The sequence below is a fragment of the Pseudomonas sp. H2_D02 genome, assembly GCF_054677635.1.
The window spans coordinates 370,629-386,128 of the sequence record NZ_CP162816.1; the positions used below are offsets into that span (position 1 = coordinate 370,629).

The 15,500-nt window shown below is 60.2% G+C and carries 15 protein-coding genes; 13 read left to right on the forward strand and 2 right to left on the reverse strand.

The window, feature by feature from the left end:
* The first annotated feature begins 271 nt into the window (after positions 1-271).
* The 11 genes from tcyJ (at position 272) to AB4N42_RS01755 (ending at position 11,152) form a co-directional block, all read left to right on the forward strand.
* Positions 272-1,072 carry a cystine ABC transporter substrate-binding protein gene (gene tcyJ / locus AB4N42_RS01705; protein ID WP_030140507.1) on the forward strand — a complete coding sequence of 267 codons (801 nt, stop codon included), beginning with the start codon at positions 272-274 and terminating at the stop codon, positions 1,070-1,072.
* Entirely contained in the window at positions 1,072-1,737 is a 666-nt protein-coding gene (gene tcyL, locus AB4N42_RS01710; protein ID WP_030140508.1) for a cystine ABC transporter permease, read from the forward strand. Before tcyJ ends, tcyL begins: the two co-directional genes overlap by 1 nt.
* Positions 1,738-1,740: 3 nt before the next feature.
* A complete protein-coding gene (gene tcyN, locus AB4N42_RS01715) occupies positions 1,741-2,502 on the forward strand; it encodes an L-cystine ABC transporter ATP-binding protein TcyN (RefSeq protein ID WP_030140509.1) in 762 nt (253 codons plus the stop codon).
* Between the two features lie 463 nt (positions 2,503-2,965).
* Positions 2,966-3,733, forward strand: coding sequence for a hypothetical protein (locus AB4N42_RS01720; protein WP_030140510.1), 768 nt, complete (start codon positions 2,966-2,968; stop codon positions 3,731-3,733).
* Positions 3,734-3,926: 193 nt separating this feature from the next.
* Positions 3,927-5,168, forward strand: a complete 1,242-nt coding sequence (locus tag AB4N42_RS01725) for an SfnB family sulfur acquisition oxidoreductase (RefSeq protein WP_407683954.1) — start codon at positions 3,927-3,929, stop codon at positions 5,166-5,168.
* A gap of 23 nt (positions 5,169-5,191) precedes the next feature.
* On the forward strand, positions 5,192-6,385 hold the full coding sequence (locus tag AB4N42_RS01730; RefSeq protein WP_460115777.1) for an SfnB family sulfur acquisition oxidoreductase: 1,194 nt from the start codon (positions 5,192-5,194) through the stop codon (positions 6,383-6,385).
* Entirely contained in the window at positions 6,385-7,743 is a 1,359-nt protein-coding gene (locus AB4N42_RS01735) for an LLM class flavin-dependent oxidoreductase (protein ID WP_217860970.1), read from the forward strand. The genes AB4N42_RS01730 and AB4N42_RS01735 overlap by 1 nt, the downstream gene beginning before the upstream one ends.
* A gap of 142 nt (positions 7,744-7,885) precedes the next feature.
* Entirely contained in the window at positions 7,886-8,695 is an 810-nt protein-coding gene (locus tag AB4N42_RS01740; protein ID WP_217861954.1) for a MetQ/NlpA family ABC transporter substrate-binding protein, read from the forward strand.
* A gap of 2 nt (positions 8,696-8,697) precedes the next feature.
* Positions 8,698-9,822, forward strand: a complete 1,125-nt coding sequence (locus AB4N42_RS01745; RefSeq protein WP_460115778.1) for a methionine ABC transporter ATP-binding protein — start codon at positions 8,698-8,700, stop codon at positions 9,820-9,822.
* Positions 9,812-10,456 (forward strand): methionine ABC transporter permease, encoded by a 645-nt coding sequence (locus AB4N42_RS01750; RefSeq protein WP_030140516.1) that lies wholly within the window; start codon positions 9,812-9,814, stop codon positions 10,454-10,456. Before AB4N42_RS01745 ends, AB4N42_RS01750 begins: the two co-directional genes overlap by 11 nt.
* A gap of 69 nt (positions 10,457-10,525) precedes the next feature.
* Positions 10,526-11,152 (forward strand): class I SAM-dependent methyltransferase, encoded by a 627-nt coding sequence (locus tag AB4N42_RS01755; RefSeq protein ID WP_198797031.1) that lies wholly within the window; start codon positions 10,526-10,528, stop codon positions 11,150-11,152.
* A gap of 174 nt (positions 11,153-11,326) precedes the next feature.
* On the opposite strand, the gene AB4N42_RS01760 is transcribed toward AB4N42_RS01755, so the two are convergent.
* Positions 11,327-11,893, reverse strand: a complete 567-nt coding sequence (locus tag AB4N42_RS01760) for a transporter substrate-binding domain-containing protein (protein ID WP_030140518.1) — start codon at positions 11,891-11,893, stop codon at positions 11,327-11,329.
* A gap of 133 nt (positions 11,894-12,026) precedes the next feature.
* Here AB4N42_RS01760 and AB4N42_RS01765 point away from each other — a divergent pair, with 133 nt between their 5' ends.
* Positions 12,027-12,452, forward strand: coding sequence for a DUF4399 domain-containing protein (locus AB4N42_RS01765; RefSeq protein WP_030140519.1), 426 nt, complete (start codon positions 12,027-12,029; stop codon positions 12,450-12,452).
* A gap of 187 nt (positions 12,453-12,639) precedes the next feature.
* Here AB4N42_RS01765 and serA read toward each other — a convergent pair whose 3' ends face one another.
* Positions 12,640-13,869, reverse strand: a complete 1,230-nt coding sequence (gene serA, locus AB4N42_RS01770; RefSeq protein WP_030140520.1) for a phosphoglycerate dehydrogenase — start codon at positions 13,867-13,869, stop codon at positions 12,640-12,642.
* A gap of 204 nt (positions 13,870-14,073) precedes the next feature.
* Between serA and AB4N42_RS01775 the strand changes: the two genes are divergently transcribed.
* Entirely contained in the window at positions 14,074-15,468 is a 1,395-nt protein-coding gene (locus AB4N42_RS01775) for an FAD-binding oxidoreductase (protein WP_460115779.1), read from the forward strand.
* Positions 15,469-15,500: the final 32 nt, after the last annotated feature.

Consider the following 15,500-nt stretch of genomic DNA (forward strand, 5'->3'; position numbering starts at 1 on the left):
GCGATAGCGATAAATCAGCCGACAATTGTTTAACTGACACACCGCTATCGCGAGCAAGCTCGCTCCCACAGGTCTTCATTCCAAATTAGCATAGATGCTTGATTTAATATTATTTTCCAATCTATAAAACCCACCCTATAGTCTCGCCGCAAGCGCATTTGCCGCGAGACGTCCAGGCTGCTTTAAGGCAGGATGTGGCAATCTTTTCGGATCGCGGCTACGCCTTATCTCAGCCAAATAACGTCGTCATAAGAAAACACAGGGGCTTGTCATGAATTTTTCCGCATTACGTCGCAACCTGCTGGTGGGTTCGCTGGGCCTGGCATTGAGCGCTGGCCTGCTGGGGCAAGCGGTTGCCGGTGAGCAACTGCAAAAAATCAAGGACGCTGGTGAAATCAAGATCGGCCTGGAAGGCACTTATCCACCGTTCAGTTTCGTTGATGACAGCGGAAAACTGACCGGCTTCGAAGTGGAGTTCTCCGAAGCCCTGGCCAAGGAGCTGGGTGTGAAGGTCAAGCTGCAGACCACTCCATGGGCGGGCATTCTCGCGGCGCTGGAATCCAAGCGTCTGGACGCTGTAGTCAACCAAGTGACTATCTCCGAGGAACGTAAGAAGAAGTACGACTTCTCCGAGCCGTACACCATTTCCGGGATTCAAGCGCTGGTCCTGACCAAGAAGGCCGACGAGCTGAACATCAAGAAAGCCGCTGACCTGGACGGCAAGAAAGTTGGTGTGGGCCTGGGCACGAACTACGAACAATGGGTCAAGGCCGAAGTGCCGGGCGCCCAAGTCAAGACCTATGACGACGATCCGACCAAGTTCCAGGATCTGCGCGTCGGCCGTATCGACACCATCCTGATCGACCGCCTGGCCGCGCTGGAATACGCCAAGAAAGCCAAGGACACCACCGTTACCAGCGAAGCCTTCTCTCGCCAGGAGTCCGGTATCGCCCTGCGTAAAGGCGAGCCTGAGCTGCTGGCCGCCGTGAACAAGGCCATCGAAAAACTGCGCGCCGACGGCACGTTGAAAAAACTCTCGGAAAAATATTTCAGCGCTGACGTCACCCAATAATGGAAGCAGCTCTTCAACTCGCGCTGGACTCCGCGCCCTTCCTGCTCAAGGGCGCGTATTACACGGTCATCCTCAGCCTGGGCGGCATGTTCTTCGGCTTGTTGCTGGGGTTCGGCCTGGCGCTGATGCGCCTGTCGCGTTTCGCCCTGGTGAACTGGATCGCCCGCATCTACGTGTCGTTCTTTCGCGGCACGCCGTTGCTGGTGCAATTGTTCGTGATCTATTACGGGTTGCCGCAATTGGGCATCGAGCTGGACCCGCTGCCAGCGGCGCTGATCGGTTTCTCGCTGAACATGGCCGCCTATGCGTGTGAAATCCTGCGGGCCGCCATCAGTTCCATCGAGCGCGGCCAGTGGGAAGCGGCGGCGAGTATCGGCATGACCCGTGCGCAGACACTGCGCCGGGCCATCCTGCCACAAGCCGCGCGCACCGCCCTGCCACCGTTGGGCAACAGTTTCATTTCCCTGGTGAAGGACACCGCGCTGGCGGCGACCATCCAGGTACCGGAGCTGTTCCGCCAGGCGCAGTTAATCACCGCCCGCACCTTCGAAATCTTCACCATGTATCTTGCCGCCGCGCTGATCTATTGGGTTCTTGCCACCGTGCTTTCGCACCTGCAGAACGTACTGGAAGCCCGGGTCAATCGGCACGACCAGGAGTCCTGACCCATGATTGTCGTGGAAAAACTGACAAAGCAGTTCAAGGGTCAGGTGGTGCTCAACGGCATCGACTTGAAGATCGAAGAAGGCGAAGTGGTTGCAATCATCGGCCCCAGCGGCTCGGGCAAGACCACCTTCCTGCGTTGCCTGAACTTCCTGGAAGAACCCAGCAGCGGCCGGATCAAGGTCGGCGACATCGAGATCGACGGCAGTCGCCCGCTGAACCAGCAGCAGGGCCTGGTGCGTCGCTTGCGCCAGCAGGTGGGCTTCGTGTTCCAGAACTTCAACCTGTTCCCCCATCGCACGGCATTGGAAAACGTCACCGAAGGCCCGATCGTGGTGAAAAAGACGCCGCGCGCGGAGGCCGAGACGTTGGGTCGCACGCTATTGGCCAAGGTCGGATTGGCCGGTAAGGAAAACGCCTATCCGAGGCGCCTGTCGGGCGGTCAGCAACAACGCGTGGCGATTGCTCGCGCACTGGCAATGGAACCGGCGGTGATCCTCTTCGACGAGCCGACCTCAGCCCTGGACCCAGAACTGGTGGGCGAAGTACTGGCGACGATTCGCGGCCTGGCCGAAGAAAAGCGCACCATGGTCATCGTGACCCATGAGATGAGCTTCGCCCGGGATGTGGCCAATCGCGTGGTGTTTTTCGACAAAGGCGTAATCGTCGAACAAGGCGAAGCCAAGGCTTTGTTCGCAAACCCTAAGGAAGAGCGCACTCGACAGTTCCTCAGCAAGTTCCTCTCTGCCGGACACGGCGCGCAATAACTTACCCCTGTCGAAACTTTCATGGAATGAAAGCTTCGACAAATCCTATAAATATCTCTGCCAACTTCCAGCCCAAGCAAACTGGGTAATCACTCATGCTCGAATGAGTCGCCAAAACCAACACGATTATCGCAAAAATAAGTTACCGCCTTGACCTGACCTGCTCCCGACCCAACCACCCGGACACCTCAAAAGCCTAGGAAAAGGGCATCAAAGGCCGCGCATTAGTATCTTCGGCGCGTAGGATATTTCTGAAGACTTGCACAACTTGCTATTAAGCTCGCTGCTCTATTGACATTAAAACTACTGACCCTTTATCTAGGGGCGGACAGACCAAGCTTATCGTTCCGAAGTACCCATACAAGTTAACGACTTATTTGCCGAGCGATTGATCACGCTGAATAAGCAGGCACCCTGTTTCCACGAGAAATGGTTCGTTTAATAAAATCAAAGGAGTAACAACATGACATGTACGTCAACTATTCCTGGACTGGCCGCGCCCACCTTGGCGAACGCACAGCGCGCCGGAATCAACATTACCAGCGCCACCCATCTGGAGATCATCATTGCCGCCTACCCGGGCATGGACGTCGGCGATGTGGTCGAGCTGTATTGGGACAACTGCTATGCCGGCTCTCGCCTGCTGTCACATGAGGATACGCAGGGCAGCATCACGTTGCGGGTACCGGAGAGCTTTATCGTCAATGGGACCTCACGCATACACTATCGCGTCATGCAAATTGGCCGAGGGCCAGCGCTGTCGGCCACGCAACAGGTCCAGGTCAAGCTCGATTGCCCCGGTGGCCGACCCTCGACCTTGACCGGTGATGAAAACCAGAGCCTGGCGCCGGTGCGGATTCCTCAGACCATCCGCCGCCAGGGCGTGAACCCGAACCAGATCAAACGTGGCGTGCCGCTGACCATCGAGCCCTACCTGAACATGGCCGCCGACGACGCGATTACCGTGCGTTGGGGCGATGTGCGCATGGACCTGCCGAGAATAACGCCTGGCGAGGTGGGCCAGCCGATCCACGTCTGGGTGCCGCCGGAAATCATCATGGAAGCAGGCGAGGACCTTCGCCTGGAAGTGACCTATTGCATCATCGACCGGGTGGGCAACAATTCCCGTTGGGCGCCGCCGCGAACATTGAAGATCGGAGGCACCCATCCCTACCTGAAAAACCCGCCGAAAGACGTGCAGCCCGCACAGGGAATCAAATCCAACCTATGATTATTCCTAAAAGTTAGTTCAAAAACGGTTTATGCGCGTTTAGGGTATATAAACCGGACCACCGGACATTCTTGATTTTCGCTCGCCGCATTCATCGCGGTGTTTTCTTGAGATGTGAGGTGGGTATGGTACGGAACACAATCACCCCAGTGCAGAGCGCCAAGGCCCTGCACACAGCCACGGAGCGGCGGTGATGTCCGATTTGGCCCAGGCAAAGGTCCAGAGCGACCAGGACATCGCGCCGCTGTTATTGCCGGCACAGGTATTGCGCAACGATGCGGAGGCGATCGAGGCCGCTCATCAATTGGCACAGGTCGCGCGCCAGCAAGCCGCGCGTCGCGACCAGCAACGCAAGTTGCCTTGGTCGGAAATCGAGCAATTCACCCGTAGCGGCCTCGGCAGCATTGCCGTTCCCCGCGAATATGGCGGACCGCAAGTCTCCTCGGTCACCGTTGCCGAAGTGTTCGCAATCATCTCCGCAGCAGACCCGGCCCTCGGCCAGATTCCACAGAACCAGTTCGGCGTGCTCCAGTTGATTCTCGCGACGGGCACCGAGCGACAAAAAAAGATTCTCCTGCAGAGCCTGCTCGAAGGCTGGCGCATCGGCAATGCCGGACCGGAACGCGGCACCCGCAATACCTTGGAACTCAAGGCGCGGATCACGGCCGACGGCGACGGCTTCGTCATCAATGGCCAGAAGTTCTATTCCACCGGTGCGCTGTTCGCCCATTGGGTCGCCGTCAAGGCTTTGGATGACGAGGGTCGCCAGGTGTTGGCGTTCGTTCGACGCGGCACTCCCGGGCTGCGCATCGTCGATGACTGGTCGGGCTTCGGCCAGCGCACCACCGCCAGCGGCACGGTCCTGCTGAACAATGTGCGGGTCGACGCCGAGCTTGTGCTGGACAACTGGCGCATCAATGAAGTGCCAAACGTGCAGGGGGCGTTTTCGCAACTGATCCAGGCCGCGATCGACCTGGGCATCGCCCGGGGCGCCATCGATGACACGATCGCCTTCGTTCGTGAACGCGCCCGGCCCTGGATCGAGGCCAAGGTCGAGCGGGCCAGCGATGACTTGTACGTCATTGCCGACGTCGGCAGGCTGAAAATCGAACTTCACGCCACCGAGGCGTTGCTGCGCAAGGCTGGGCAAGTCCTTGATGAAGTCAACGCCGCGCCAATCACCGAACAGTCCGCCGCCCGCGCCTCGATAGCCGTCGCCGAAGCCAAGGTGCTGACCACCGAAATCGCCCTGCAGGCCAGCGAAAAACTCTTCGAACTGGCCGGCAGTCGCGCCACCCTCGCCGAATTCAACCTTGATCGCCACTGGCGCAACGCGCGGGTCCACACCCTGCACGACCCGGTGCGCTGGAAATACCACGCGGTCGGCGACTACCGCCTGAACGGCACCTTGCCGGCCCGACATTCCTGGATCTGACGACCCGACCTCTGGAGCAGCACATGACGCTTTCCCAACACGTCGCGGTGATTGCCAGCGATGAACAAGCCCTGATTGTCGCCAGCGACCTGGCCGAAGACTTCAAGCGCGACAGTGCCCTGCGCGACCGCGAACGGCGCCTGCCGCACCCGGAACTCGAGGCGTTCTCGCGCTCCGGCCTATGGGGCATCAGCGTGCCCAAGGCCTATGGCGGCGCGGGTGTATCCAACGTCACGCTGGCCAAGGTCGTTGCGCTGATCTCCCAAGCCGACGGCTCGCTCGGCCAGATTCCGCAAAATCATTTCTACGCATTGGAAGTGCTGCGGGTCAACGGCAGCGAAGCCCAGAAGCAGCGGCTTTACGCCGAGGTGCTGGCCGGCCAGCGGTTCGGCAATGCCCTGGCGGAGCTCGGGACCAAGACGGCCCATGACCGCATCACCCAGCTGCGCCGTGACGGCGACGGCCATCGCATCAATGGCCGCAAGTTCTACGCCACCGGGGCGATCTATGCCCAGCGCATCCCCACCTCGGTGGTGGATGAGAACGGCGTGCAGCAGTTGGCGTTCGTCCCACGCAACAGCCAAGGCCTGACGGTGATCGACGACTGGAGCGGTTTCGGCCAGCGCACCACGGGCAGCGGCTCGGTGGTCTTCGAGGATGTCCATGTTTGTGCCGAAGACATCGTGCCCTTCCAGAGCGCCTTCGAACGCCCCACCCCGGTCGGCCCGCTGGCACAGATCCTTCACGCCGCGATCGATACCGGCATCGCCCGCGCCGCCTATGAAGACGCCTTGCATTTTGTCCGCCACAAAACCCGGCCATGGATCGACGCCACCAGTGACGTCGCGACCCAGGACCCACATACCCTCAAGAGCTTCGGCCACCTGGGCATCCGCCTGCACGCCGCCGAAGCCTTGCTGGAACGCGCCGGAGAATTCCTCGATCGCGCCCAGGCTGACACGAACGCAGAAACGGTAGCAGCGGCCTCGATTGCGGTGGCGGAAGCCCGGGCGATCAGCACGGAAATCTCCCTGGCGGCTGGCAGCACACTGTTCGAACTGGCCGGCAGCCAGGCGACCGTGGCTGAGCATGGCCTCGACCGCCACTGGCGCAACGCCCGGGTGCACACCTTGCACGACCCGGTGCGCTGGAAGTACCACGCGGTCGGCAATTTCTACCTCAACGATGAAAAACCGCCGCTGCGGGGGACGATCTGATGGCGGCCGGCAAGAAAAAAATCCTCCTCAACGCGTTCAACATGAACTGCATCGGGCATATCAATCACGGCCTGTGGACCCATCCACAGGACACGTCGACCCAATACAACACCCTTGAATACTGGACCGGGCTGGCCCAGTTATTGGAACGCGGGTTGTTCGATGGCTTGTTCATTGCCGATATCGTCGGGGTCTATGACGTTTACCAGCAATCGGTGGACGTCACGCTGAAAGAGTCGATCCAACTGCCGGTCAATGACCCACTGCTGCTGGTCTCGGCGATGGCCGCCGTGACGAAACACCTCGGCTTCGGCCTTACCGCCAACTTGACCTACGAGCCGCCGTACCTGTTCGCCCGGCGCATGAGCACGCTGGATCACCTGAGCCGCGGCCGGGTTGGCTGGAATATCGTCACGGGTTATCTGGACAGCGCCGCCAAGGCCATGGGCCTCACTGCGCAAGTCGAGCACGACCGCCGCTACGACCAGGCCGATGAGTATTTGCAAGTGCTCTACAAGCTGTGGGAAGGAAGTTGGGAAGACGACGCGGTCATCAACGATCGCGAGCAGCGGATTTATGCCCAGCCAGAAAAGGTCCACAAGGTCCGGCATCAGGGCGAGTTCTATCAGGTCGAGGGCTATCACCTCTGCGAACCCTCGCCGCAGCGCACACCTGTGTTGTTCCAGGCTGGCAGCTCGGAGCGGGGCCTGCTGTTCGCCGGGCGCCACGCCGAATGCGTGTTCATCAGCGGCCAGAACAAACCGGCGACCAAGGTCCAGGTGGACAAGGTCCGGGCCAGTGCCATCGAGGCCGGGCGCAACCCCGAGGACATCAAGGTGTTCATGGGCCTGAACGTGATCGTCGGCGAGACCGAAGCGGCAGCCTGGGCCAAGCATGCCGAATACCTGGGCTACGCCAGCGCCGAGGCCGGGGTGGCGCATTTCTCCGCGTCGACGGGGATCGATTTTTCCGAGTACGAATTGGACGAACCGATCCAGTACGTGAAGAGCAACGCGATCCAATCCGCCACCAAGACCCTGCAAAACAACGACTGGACCCGCCGCAAGCTGCTGGAGCAACACGCCTTGGGCGGTCGCTATATCACCGTGGTCGGCTCGCCCGAACAGGTCGCCGATGAGCTGGAGTCCTGGATCGCCGAAACCGGCCTCGATGGCTTCAACCTGACCCGCATCGTCACGCCGCAAAGCTACGTGGACTTCATCGACCTGGTGATTCCCGAGCTGCAGCGACGTGGGTCATACAAGACCGAATACGACAGCGGCACCCTGCGGGAAAAGTTGTTTCACGCGGGGGCTCATTTGCCTGGACAACACACCGGCTCAACCTACAGACACTGACCCCCGTGGCGAGGGAGCTTGCTCCCGCTGGTGGGCGAAGCCCGCCCAAAAAAAGCTTGGGGCTACTTCGTAGCCCAGCGGGAGCAAGCTCCCTCGCCACGAAGGCGCGTGACTCAATTAATCAATGACTGGAATATCCGACATGACCAAGCACTTCCTTACCCTGCCAGTCAAAACCCTGGCCCTGGCCCTCGGCCTGTTCAGCTCGGCGCTGTTCGCCGCCGACGCCCCGCTGAAAATCGGCACCACCGCCGCCTTCGCCATTCCCTTGGAGGCAGCGGTGCAAGAAGCCGATAAACAAGGCCTGAAGGTCGAGCTGGTGGAATTCAGCGACTGGATCGCGCCCAACGTCAGCCTCGCTTCGGGCGACATCGACGTGAATTACTTCCAGCACATCCCCTTCCTGGAAAACGCCAAGGCCGCCGCCGGTTTCGACCTGGTGCCGTTCGCCCCGGGCATCATCAACAACGTCGGCCTCTACTCGAAGCAATACAAAAGCTTCGCCGAATTACCCGAGGGCGCCAGCGTCGCCATTGCCAACGACCCGATCAACAGCGGACGCGGCTTGCAGTTGCTGGCCAAGGCCGGGCTGATCACGCTCAAGCCAGGGGTCGGCTACAAGGCCACCGAAGATGACATCGTGGCCAACCCGAAAAAGCTCAAGATCCTGCAAGTCGAGGCAGTGCAACTGGTGCGCGCCTACGAAGACGCTGATCTGGTGCAGGGCTATCCGGCCTACATTCGCCTGGCGAACACCTTCGATGCGACCTCCGCGTTGCTGTTCGACGGCCTGGATCACAAGGAGTACGTCATCCAGTTCGTGATCCAGCCCAAGAGCAAGGATGATCCACGGTTGATCAAGTTCGTCGATATCTACCAGCACTCGCCCGCAGTGCGCGCAGCCTTGGACAAGGCTCACGGCAAGCTCTACCAAGCCGGCTGGGAAGGCTGAACATGAGTGCCGTCAACGCTCGACTCCGTCATGACGCCCCTGCGCCCCACATCGCCGACCAGACCGAGCTGCATCCGGAATTGAACCGTGCCCACGTGCGCTTCATCGGCCTGGGCAAGACCTACGCTGGCACCCAGGGCCCGGTGGCCGCGCTGCAAGGCATCGACCTGGCGATCCAGCGCGGCGAGGTGTTCGGCATCATCGGCCGCAGCGGCGCGGGCAAATCGTCGCTGATCCGCACTATCAACCGCCTCGAACAGCCCACCAGCGGGCGCGTGCTGATCGATCAGGTGGACATTGGAGAATTCGACGAAGATCGGCTGGTGGAGTTGCGCCGGCGCATCGGCATGATCTTCCAGCACTTCAACCTGATGTCGGCCAAGACGGTGTGGCAGAACGTCGAGCTGCCGCTCAAGGTGGCCGGCGTGCCCAAGGAACAACGCCAGCACAAGGTGTGCGAACTGTTGGAGCTGGTGGGTCTGCAAGGTAAGCACGGCGCCTATCCGGCGCAGCTTTCGGGCGGTCAAAAACAGCGTGTCGGGATTGCCCGGGCGCTGGTTCATGACCCGCAGATCCTGCTATGCGACGAGGCCACCTCGGCGCTCGATCCGGAGACGACTCAGTCGATACTCGGTTTGCTGCGTGAGATCAACCAGCGCCTGGGCCTGACCATCGTGCTGATCACCCATGAGATGGCGGTCATCCGCGAAGTCTGTGACCGGGTGGTGGTGCTCGAACAAGGACGAATCGTCGAACAAGGGCCGGTCTGGGAAGTCTTCGGCAGCCCGCAGCATGACGTCAGTCGCACGCTCTTGGCGCCGTTGCAGCACGCACTGCCCGAAGAGCTGCAAAGCCGCTTGCAACCTCATCCGGCGTCGGCGGACGCGGCCACGGTGCTGCGCCTGCGCTTCACCGGCATTGATAAGGATGAGCCGGACCTGGCTGCCTTGTTCAGCGCCCTGGGTGGACGGGTGCGACTGCTCCACGGTGGTATCGAACGAATTCAGGGCCATGGATTGGGGCAATTGCTGCTCGCGGTGAGCGGCTCGGCCTGGAGCGCCGAGGAGTTGCGTCAGCGCGCGGGCAATTGGGCACAACAGGTGGAGGTGCTGGGTCATGTGGTTTGATCGGTTATTGCAGGGTTTCATCGACACCTTCCTGATGGTCGGCGTGTCGTCATTGATCGCTTTGTTGGCGGGCATCCCGTTGGCAGTGATCCTCGTCACGAGCGGCAAGGGAGGGATTTATGAAGCGCCGGCCTTGAACAGGGCTTTGGGCGCGTTCGTGAACCTGTTCCGCTCGATACCCTTCCTGATCCTGATGGTGGCACTGATTCCCTTCACCCGCCTGATCGTCGGCACAACTTATGGCGTGTGGGCCGCCGTGGTGCCGCTGGCCATCGCCGCCACGCCGTTTTTTGCGCGTATCGCCGAAGTCAGCCTGCGGGAAGTCGACCACGGCCTGATCGAAGCAGCCCAGGCGATGGGTTGCCGGCGCTGGCACATCGTTTGGCATGTGCTGCTGCCTGAAGCGCTGCCCGGCATCGTCGGCGGCTTTACCATCACGCTGGTGACGATGATCAACTCCTCCGCCATGGCTGGCGCGATCGGCGCCGGCGGCCTCGGCGATATCGCTTACCGGTATGGTTACCAGCGTTTCGACAGCCAGATCATGCTCACGGTGATCGTATTGCTGGTGGCGTTGGTGGCGGTGATTCAATTGGGCGGGGACCGGCTGGCGCGGGGTTTGAACAAGCGCTGAAGAGCGCTTCATTTGTGTGGGCGAGCTTGCGGTATAGTCGTCGAACACTCCTATCCAAAGCCAGCGACCATGAAACACAGCGCCGACGACCTGCACACCATCACCGCCACCACACTGGGGCATTACAACACCGTGGCGGAAAGCTTTCGCGAAGGTACCCGCGATCATGATGTCAGCCAGAACATCGACGCCTTGCTGCGACACATCCAGGGACAGGCACCGTTTCATATCCTGGATTTTGGCTGCGGTCCCGGGCGCGATTTGCGCACCCTCACCGGCCTGGGCCATGTCGCGGTCGGCCTCGACGGTTCCGAAGCGTTTGCGCGCATGGCCCGTCAGGACAGCGGCTGCGAGGTCTGGCAACAGGATTTCCTGCAACTGGACCTGCCGGAGGAACGCTTCGATGGGATCTTCGCCAACGCCGTGCTGTTTCACATTCCCGTGCAGGAACTGCCCCGCGTCCTCAAGCAATTGCACGCCACGCTCAAGCCCGGCGGCGTGCTGTTCAGCTCAAATCCCCGGGGCGAAAACCAGGAAGGCTGGAACGGCCAGCGCTTCGGCGCGTATCACGACCTCGACGCCTGGCGCACGCTGCTCACGGCGGCGGGTTTTGAGGAGTTGGAGCATTACTACCGGCCAGCGGGGCTGCCGCGGGAGCAGCAGCCTTGGTTGGCGAGCGTTTGGCGTAGACCTTGAATTTCCACTGTGGCGAGGGGATTTATCCCCGCTGGGGGGCGAAGCGCCCCCAATAGCCGCTGCCTCGGTGTACCTGACTGATTGTATCGCTTGCATGGGGGCGCTTCGCACCCCAACGGGGATAAATCCCCTCGCCACAACGAACAGCGCTTGAGTCCGATTCTTTATCACCTGTCACTCTTGCTTGACCAACCACTTCTGCGTCAGCTGCTCCAAGCGCCCATCGTCCTTGATACGCCCCAAGGCATTGTCCACGCTGGCCTTGAACGCCGGGTTGCCCTTCTGGAAGGGAATCACCAGGTTCGGCGCCGGCTCCTTCTTCTCCTCGGGCTGGAAAGACTGCGCCAGGACCAGCGGACGTTGCGCCTCTTCCTTGCTCGCCAGTAATTGCGCATCCGGTTGGCTATAAGTCGCGCTGGTGTCGAAACGTTCCGCCAGTTCCGGGGTCATTGCTATGTGGTTGATGGCGACGTCGTACTTGCCGCTCTCCACACCGGACAACAGATCCGCAGCATCGGTAACGACGAAATCAGGCCGGACATCGAGTTCCGCCGCGAGCATCTCGCCCAGCTCCACTTCGAAACCGGTGAGCTTGCCCTCTTCCTTGAAATTGAACGGGGCGGTGTTGGCCTCCAGGGCGATTCGCAACTCGCCTCGGTCGTTGACGTCGTCGATCAGTTCCGCATGGGCCAGAGGGCTCAACAGGGGTAGCAGGCAGATCAGGCCAGGCAGGAAACGCATGGTCACTCCTAGGTTTCTATACAAGCGAGGCTCGTTTCAGGCTCGCTTTGCTATGGTTATTGCAGCCTTCGACAACGATTGGTCATGAAGTTGTCATGACCAGACGGATTTCATGGAAAAACTGGAGAAAAAAATGAAAAGCTTTATGTCACGTGCCGCGTTGACCGGTCTGTTGCTGGGAGCCTCGATGCTGGCAACAGCCGCAACCCCGGCACCCAAGGGCGCAGAAGTGTTCATCGTTTCCCCTGAAGACGGCGCCACCGTCAGCCAAGAGTTCAAGGTCAAATTCGGCGTCAAGGATATCGCCCTGGCCCCGGCGGGCGACATGACCAAAAACACCGGCCATCATCACCTGCTCATTGATGTGGACAAACTGCCCGCCGCAGGCGCGCCGATTCCGACCGACGCCAACCACATGCACTTCGGCAAGGCACAGACGGAAGCGACCATCAAACTGTCCCCGGGCAAGCACACCTTGCAGTTGATCCTGGGCGACAGCGGCCATATGCCGTTCGATCCATCGATCGTGTCCAAGAAGATCACGGTGAATGTGAAATAACACGAAAAATGCTGCCCCCCTGTGGGAGCGAGCTTGCTCGCGATAGCGGTAGTTCAGTCGATGGATCTTTTTCTGACGCACCGCGATCGCGAGCAAGCTCGCTCCCACAGGGTTTCAAGGTTGTGTCAGGCAAAAAAACGGGAGCCCCCTGCGGGGCTCCCGTTTTTTTATTGCAAGCCCAGCCTGATCAGAACAACACGCGGCAACGAATGGTGCCGTTGATGTGCTGCAGCTTCTCTTGCGCCAGGTCCGAGTACTCGGCATCGACGTCGATCACGACGTAGCCGACTTTCTCGTTGGTCTGCAGGAACTGACCGGAAATGTTGATACCGTTTTCGGCGAAGACCTTGTTGATCTCGCTCATCACACCCGGGATGTTCTCGTGGATGTGCAGCAGGCGGTGCTTGCCAGGGTGAGCCGGCAGGGCCACTTCCGGGAAGTTCACCGACGATACCGAGGTACCGTTGTCGCTGTACTTGACCAGTTTCTCCGCCACTTCCAGGCCGATGTTGGCCTGGGCTTCAGCGGTGGAACCGCCGATGTGCGGGGTCAGGATCACGTTATCCAGGCCACGCAGCGGGCTTTCGAAGATGTCGTCGTTGGAGCGTGGCTCCACCGGGAACACGTCGATCGCAGCGCCGATCAGGTGCTTGTCCTTGATCGCTTCGGCCAGGGCATCGAGCTTGACCACGGTGCCGCGAGCGGCGTTGATCAGGATCCCGCCTTTCTTGATGGCGCGAATTTCCTTCTCACCGATCATCCACTGGGTGGCAGCGGTTTCCGGTACGTGCAGGGTCACGATGTCGGACATGCCCAGCAACTCGTGCAGATTGTTGACCTGGGTGGCGTTGCCCAGGGGCAGCTTGGTCACGGTGTCGTAGAAGAACACCTGCATGCCAAGGCCTTCAGCCAGTACCGACAATTGGGTGCCGATCGAGCCGTAACCGACGATACCCAGCTTCTTGCCGCGGATTTCGAAGGAGTTGGCCGCGCTCTTGATCCAGCCGCCACGGTGGCAGGAAGCGTTTTTCTCAGGGATGCCGCGCAGCAGCAGGATCGCTTCGGCCAGCACCAGTTCGGCAACGGAACGGGTGTTGGAATACGGCGCATTGAACACTGCGATGCCGCGCTCGCGCGCCGCGTTGAGGTCAACCTGGTTGGTGCCGATGCAGAAGCAGCCGACCGCGACCAGTTTCTTGGCGTGGTCGAAGATCTCTTCGGTCAGTTGAGTACGGGAGCGAATACCGATGAAGTGAGCATCGGCGATCTTTTCCTTGAGCTGGGCTTCCGGCAGAGAACTGGTGATGTACTCGATGCTGGTGTAGCCCGCCGACTTGAGGACGTCGACAGCCGATTGGTGGACGCCTTCGAGAAGAAGGAACTTGATCTTGCTCTTATCGAGAGAAGTCTTGCTCATCTGCGTAAACCTGTGTCCCGGAGAAAAATGGCAGGGAATCGGACAGCGTGGGCTGGCCCGACCGGCGTGACAGCCGTCGCCGCAGAACAGCCGTTGGGCACTACGCTGCGGGGTCGGTATGCTAGCATATGCCCCCCGCAAACACCCATTCCTGCGACGTGAAGCGTTCTCAGGATGACCATGAATTGTTCGAGAGTTCTGTCGATGACCAATCCTGCCGTGATAGATGAGCTGAAGACCCTGGTTGAGCCTGGCAAGGTCCTGACCGATGCCGACTCCCTGAATGCTTACGGCAAGGATTGGACCAAGCATTACGCGCCCGCCCCGACCGCCATCGTTTTACCCAAGACCACCGAGCAAGTCCAGGCCATCGTGCGCTGGGCCAACGCGCACAAGGTCGCGCTGGTGCCATCAGGCGGGCGTACCGGGCTTTCCGCCGCCGCCGTGGCGGCAAATGGCGAAGTCGTGGTGTCATTCGACTACATGAACCAGATTCTCGACGTCAACCTGACCGACCGCACCGCCGTGTGCCAGCCGGGCGTGGTCACCGAGCAATTGCAGAACAAGGCCGAAGAGCACGGCTTGTATTACCCGGTGGACTTCGCTTCCGCCGGTTCCAGCCAGATTGGCGGCAATATCGGCACGAATGCCGGCGGAATCAAGGTCATTCGCTACGGCATGACTCGTAACTGGGTGGCGGGCATGAAGGTCGTCACCGGCAAGGGTGACGTGCTGGAACTGAACAAGGACCTGATCAAGAACGCCACCGGCTACGATCTGCGGCAATTGTTCATCGGCGCCGAAGGGACCCTCGGCTTCGTGGTCGAGGCCACCATGCGCCTGGACCGCGCCCCGAAGAACCTCACCGCCATGGTGCTCGGCACGCCGGACTTCGATTCGATCATGCCGGTATTGCATGCCTTCCAAGGCAAGCTCGACTTGACCGCCTTCGAATTTTTCTCCGACAAGGCCCTGGCCAAGGTCCTCGGTCGTGGCGATGTTCCCGCGCCGTTCGAAACCGACTGCCCGTTCTACGCTCTGCTGGAATTCGAAGCCACCACCGAAGAAGTCGCCAACCATGCCCTGGAAACCTTCGAACACTGCGTCGAGCAGGGCTGGGTGCTGGACGGTGTGATGAGCCAGAGCGAAACCCAGCTGCAGAACCTGTGGAAGCTGCGCGAGTACATCTCCGAAACCATCTCGCACTGGACGCCGTACAAGAACGACATTTCGGTGACCGTTTCAAAAGTCCCAGGCTTCCTGCGGGAAATCGACGCGATCGTCGGCGAACACTATCCAGATTTCGAAATTGTCTGGTTCGGCCATATCGGCGACGGCAACCTGCACCTGAACATCCTCAAGCCGGAAAACCTGAGCAAGGATGAATTCTTCGCCAAGTGCGCGACCGTGAACAAATGGGTCTTCGAAACCGTCGAGAAATACAACGGTTCGATTTCCGCCGAGCATGGCGTGGGCATGACCAAGCGCGACTACCTGACCTATAGTCGTTCGCCAGTAGAGATTGAATACATGAAAGCCGTGAAGGCGGTGTTCGACCCGAACGGCATCATGAACCCAGGCAAGATTTTCGCAGTTTGACCAATAAACACCTGAAATCGAAAAGGCAGGAG

Excerpts from the sequence above, each read along its gene's own strand:
- tcyJ (WP_030140507.1), top strand. The coding sequence starts at position 272 with ATGAATTTTTCCGCATTACGTCGCAACCTGCTGGTGGGTTCGCTGGGC.
- tcyL (WP_030140508.1), top strand. The coding sequence starts at position 1,072 with ATGGAAGCAGCTCTTCAACTCGCGCTGGACTCCGCGCCCTTCCTGCTC.
- tcyN (WP_030140509.1), top strand. The coding sequence starts at position 1,741 with ATGATTGTCGTGGAAAAACTGACAAAGCAGTTCAAGGGTCAGGTGGTG.
- AB4N42_RS01720 (WP_030140510.1), top strand. The coding sequence starts at position 2,966 with ATGACATGTACGTCAACTATTCCTGGACTGGCCGCGCCCACCTTGGCG.
- AB4N42_RS01725 (WP_407683954.1), top strand. The coding sequence starts at position 3,927 with ATGTCCGATTTGGCCCAGGCAAAGGTCCAGAGCGACCAGGACATCGCG.
- AB4N42_RS01730 (WP_460115777.1), top strand. The coding sequence starts at position 5,192 with ATGACGCTTTCCCAACACGTCGCGGTGATTGCCAGCGATGAACAAGCC.
- AB4N42_RS01735 (WP_217860970.1), top strand. The coding sequence starts at position 6,385 with ATGGCGGCCGGCAAGAAAAAAATCCTCCTCAACGCGTTCAACATGAAC.
- AB4N42_RS01740 (WP_217861954.1), top strand. The coding sequence starts at position 7,886 with ATGACCAAGCACTTCCTTACCCTGCCAGTCAAAACCCTGGCCCTGGCC.
- AB4N42_RS01745 (WP_460115778.1), top strand. The coding sequence starts at position 8,698 with ATGAGTGCCGTCAACGCTCGACTCCGTCATGACGCCCCTGCGCCCCAC.
- AB4N42_RS01750 (WP_030140516.1), top strand. The coding sequence starts at position 9,812 with ATGTGGTTTGATCGGTTATTGCAGGGTTTCATCGACACCTTCCTGATG.
- AB4N42_RS01755 (WP_198797031.1), top strand. The coding sequence starts at position 10,526 with ATGAAACACAGCGCCGACGACCTGCACACCATCACCGCCACCACACTG.
- AB4N42_RS01760 (WP_030140518.1), bottom strand. The coding sequence starts at position 11,893 with ATGCGTTTCCTGCCTGGCCTGATCTGCCTGCTACCCCTGTTGAGCCCT.
- AB4N42_RS01765 (WP_030140519.1), top strand. The coding sequence starts at position 12,027 with ATGAAAAGCTTTATGTCACGTGCCGCGTTGACCGGTCTGTTGCTGGGA.
- serA (WP_030140520.1), bottom strand. The coding sequence starts at position 13,869 with ATGAGCAAGACTTCTCTCGATAAGAGCAAGATCAAGTTCCTTCTTCTC.
- AB4N42_RS01775 (WP_460115779.1), top strand. The coding sequence starts at position 14,074 with ATGACCAATCCTGCCGTGATAGATGAGCTGAAGACCCTGGTTGAGCCT.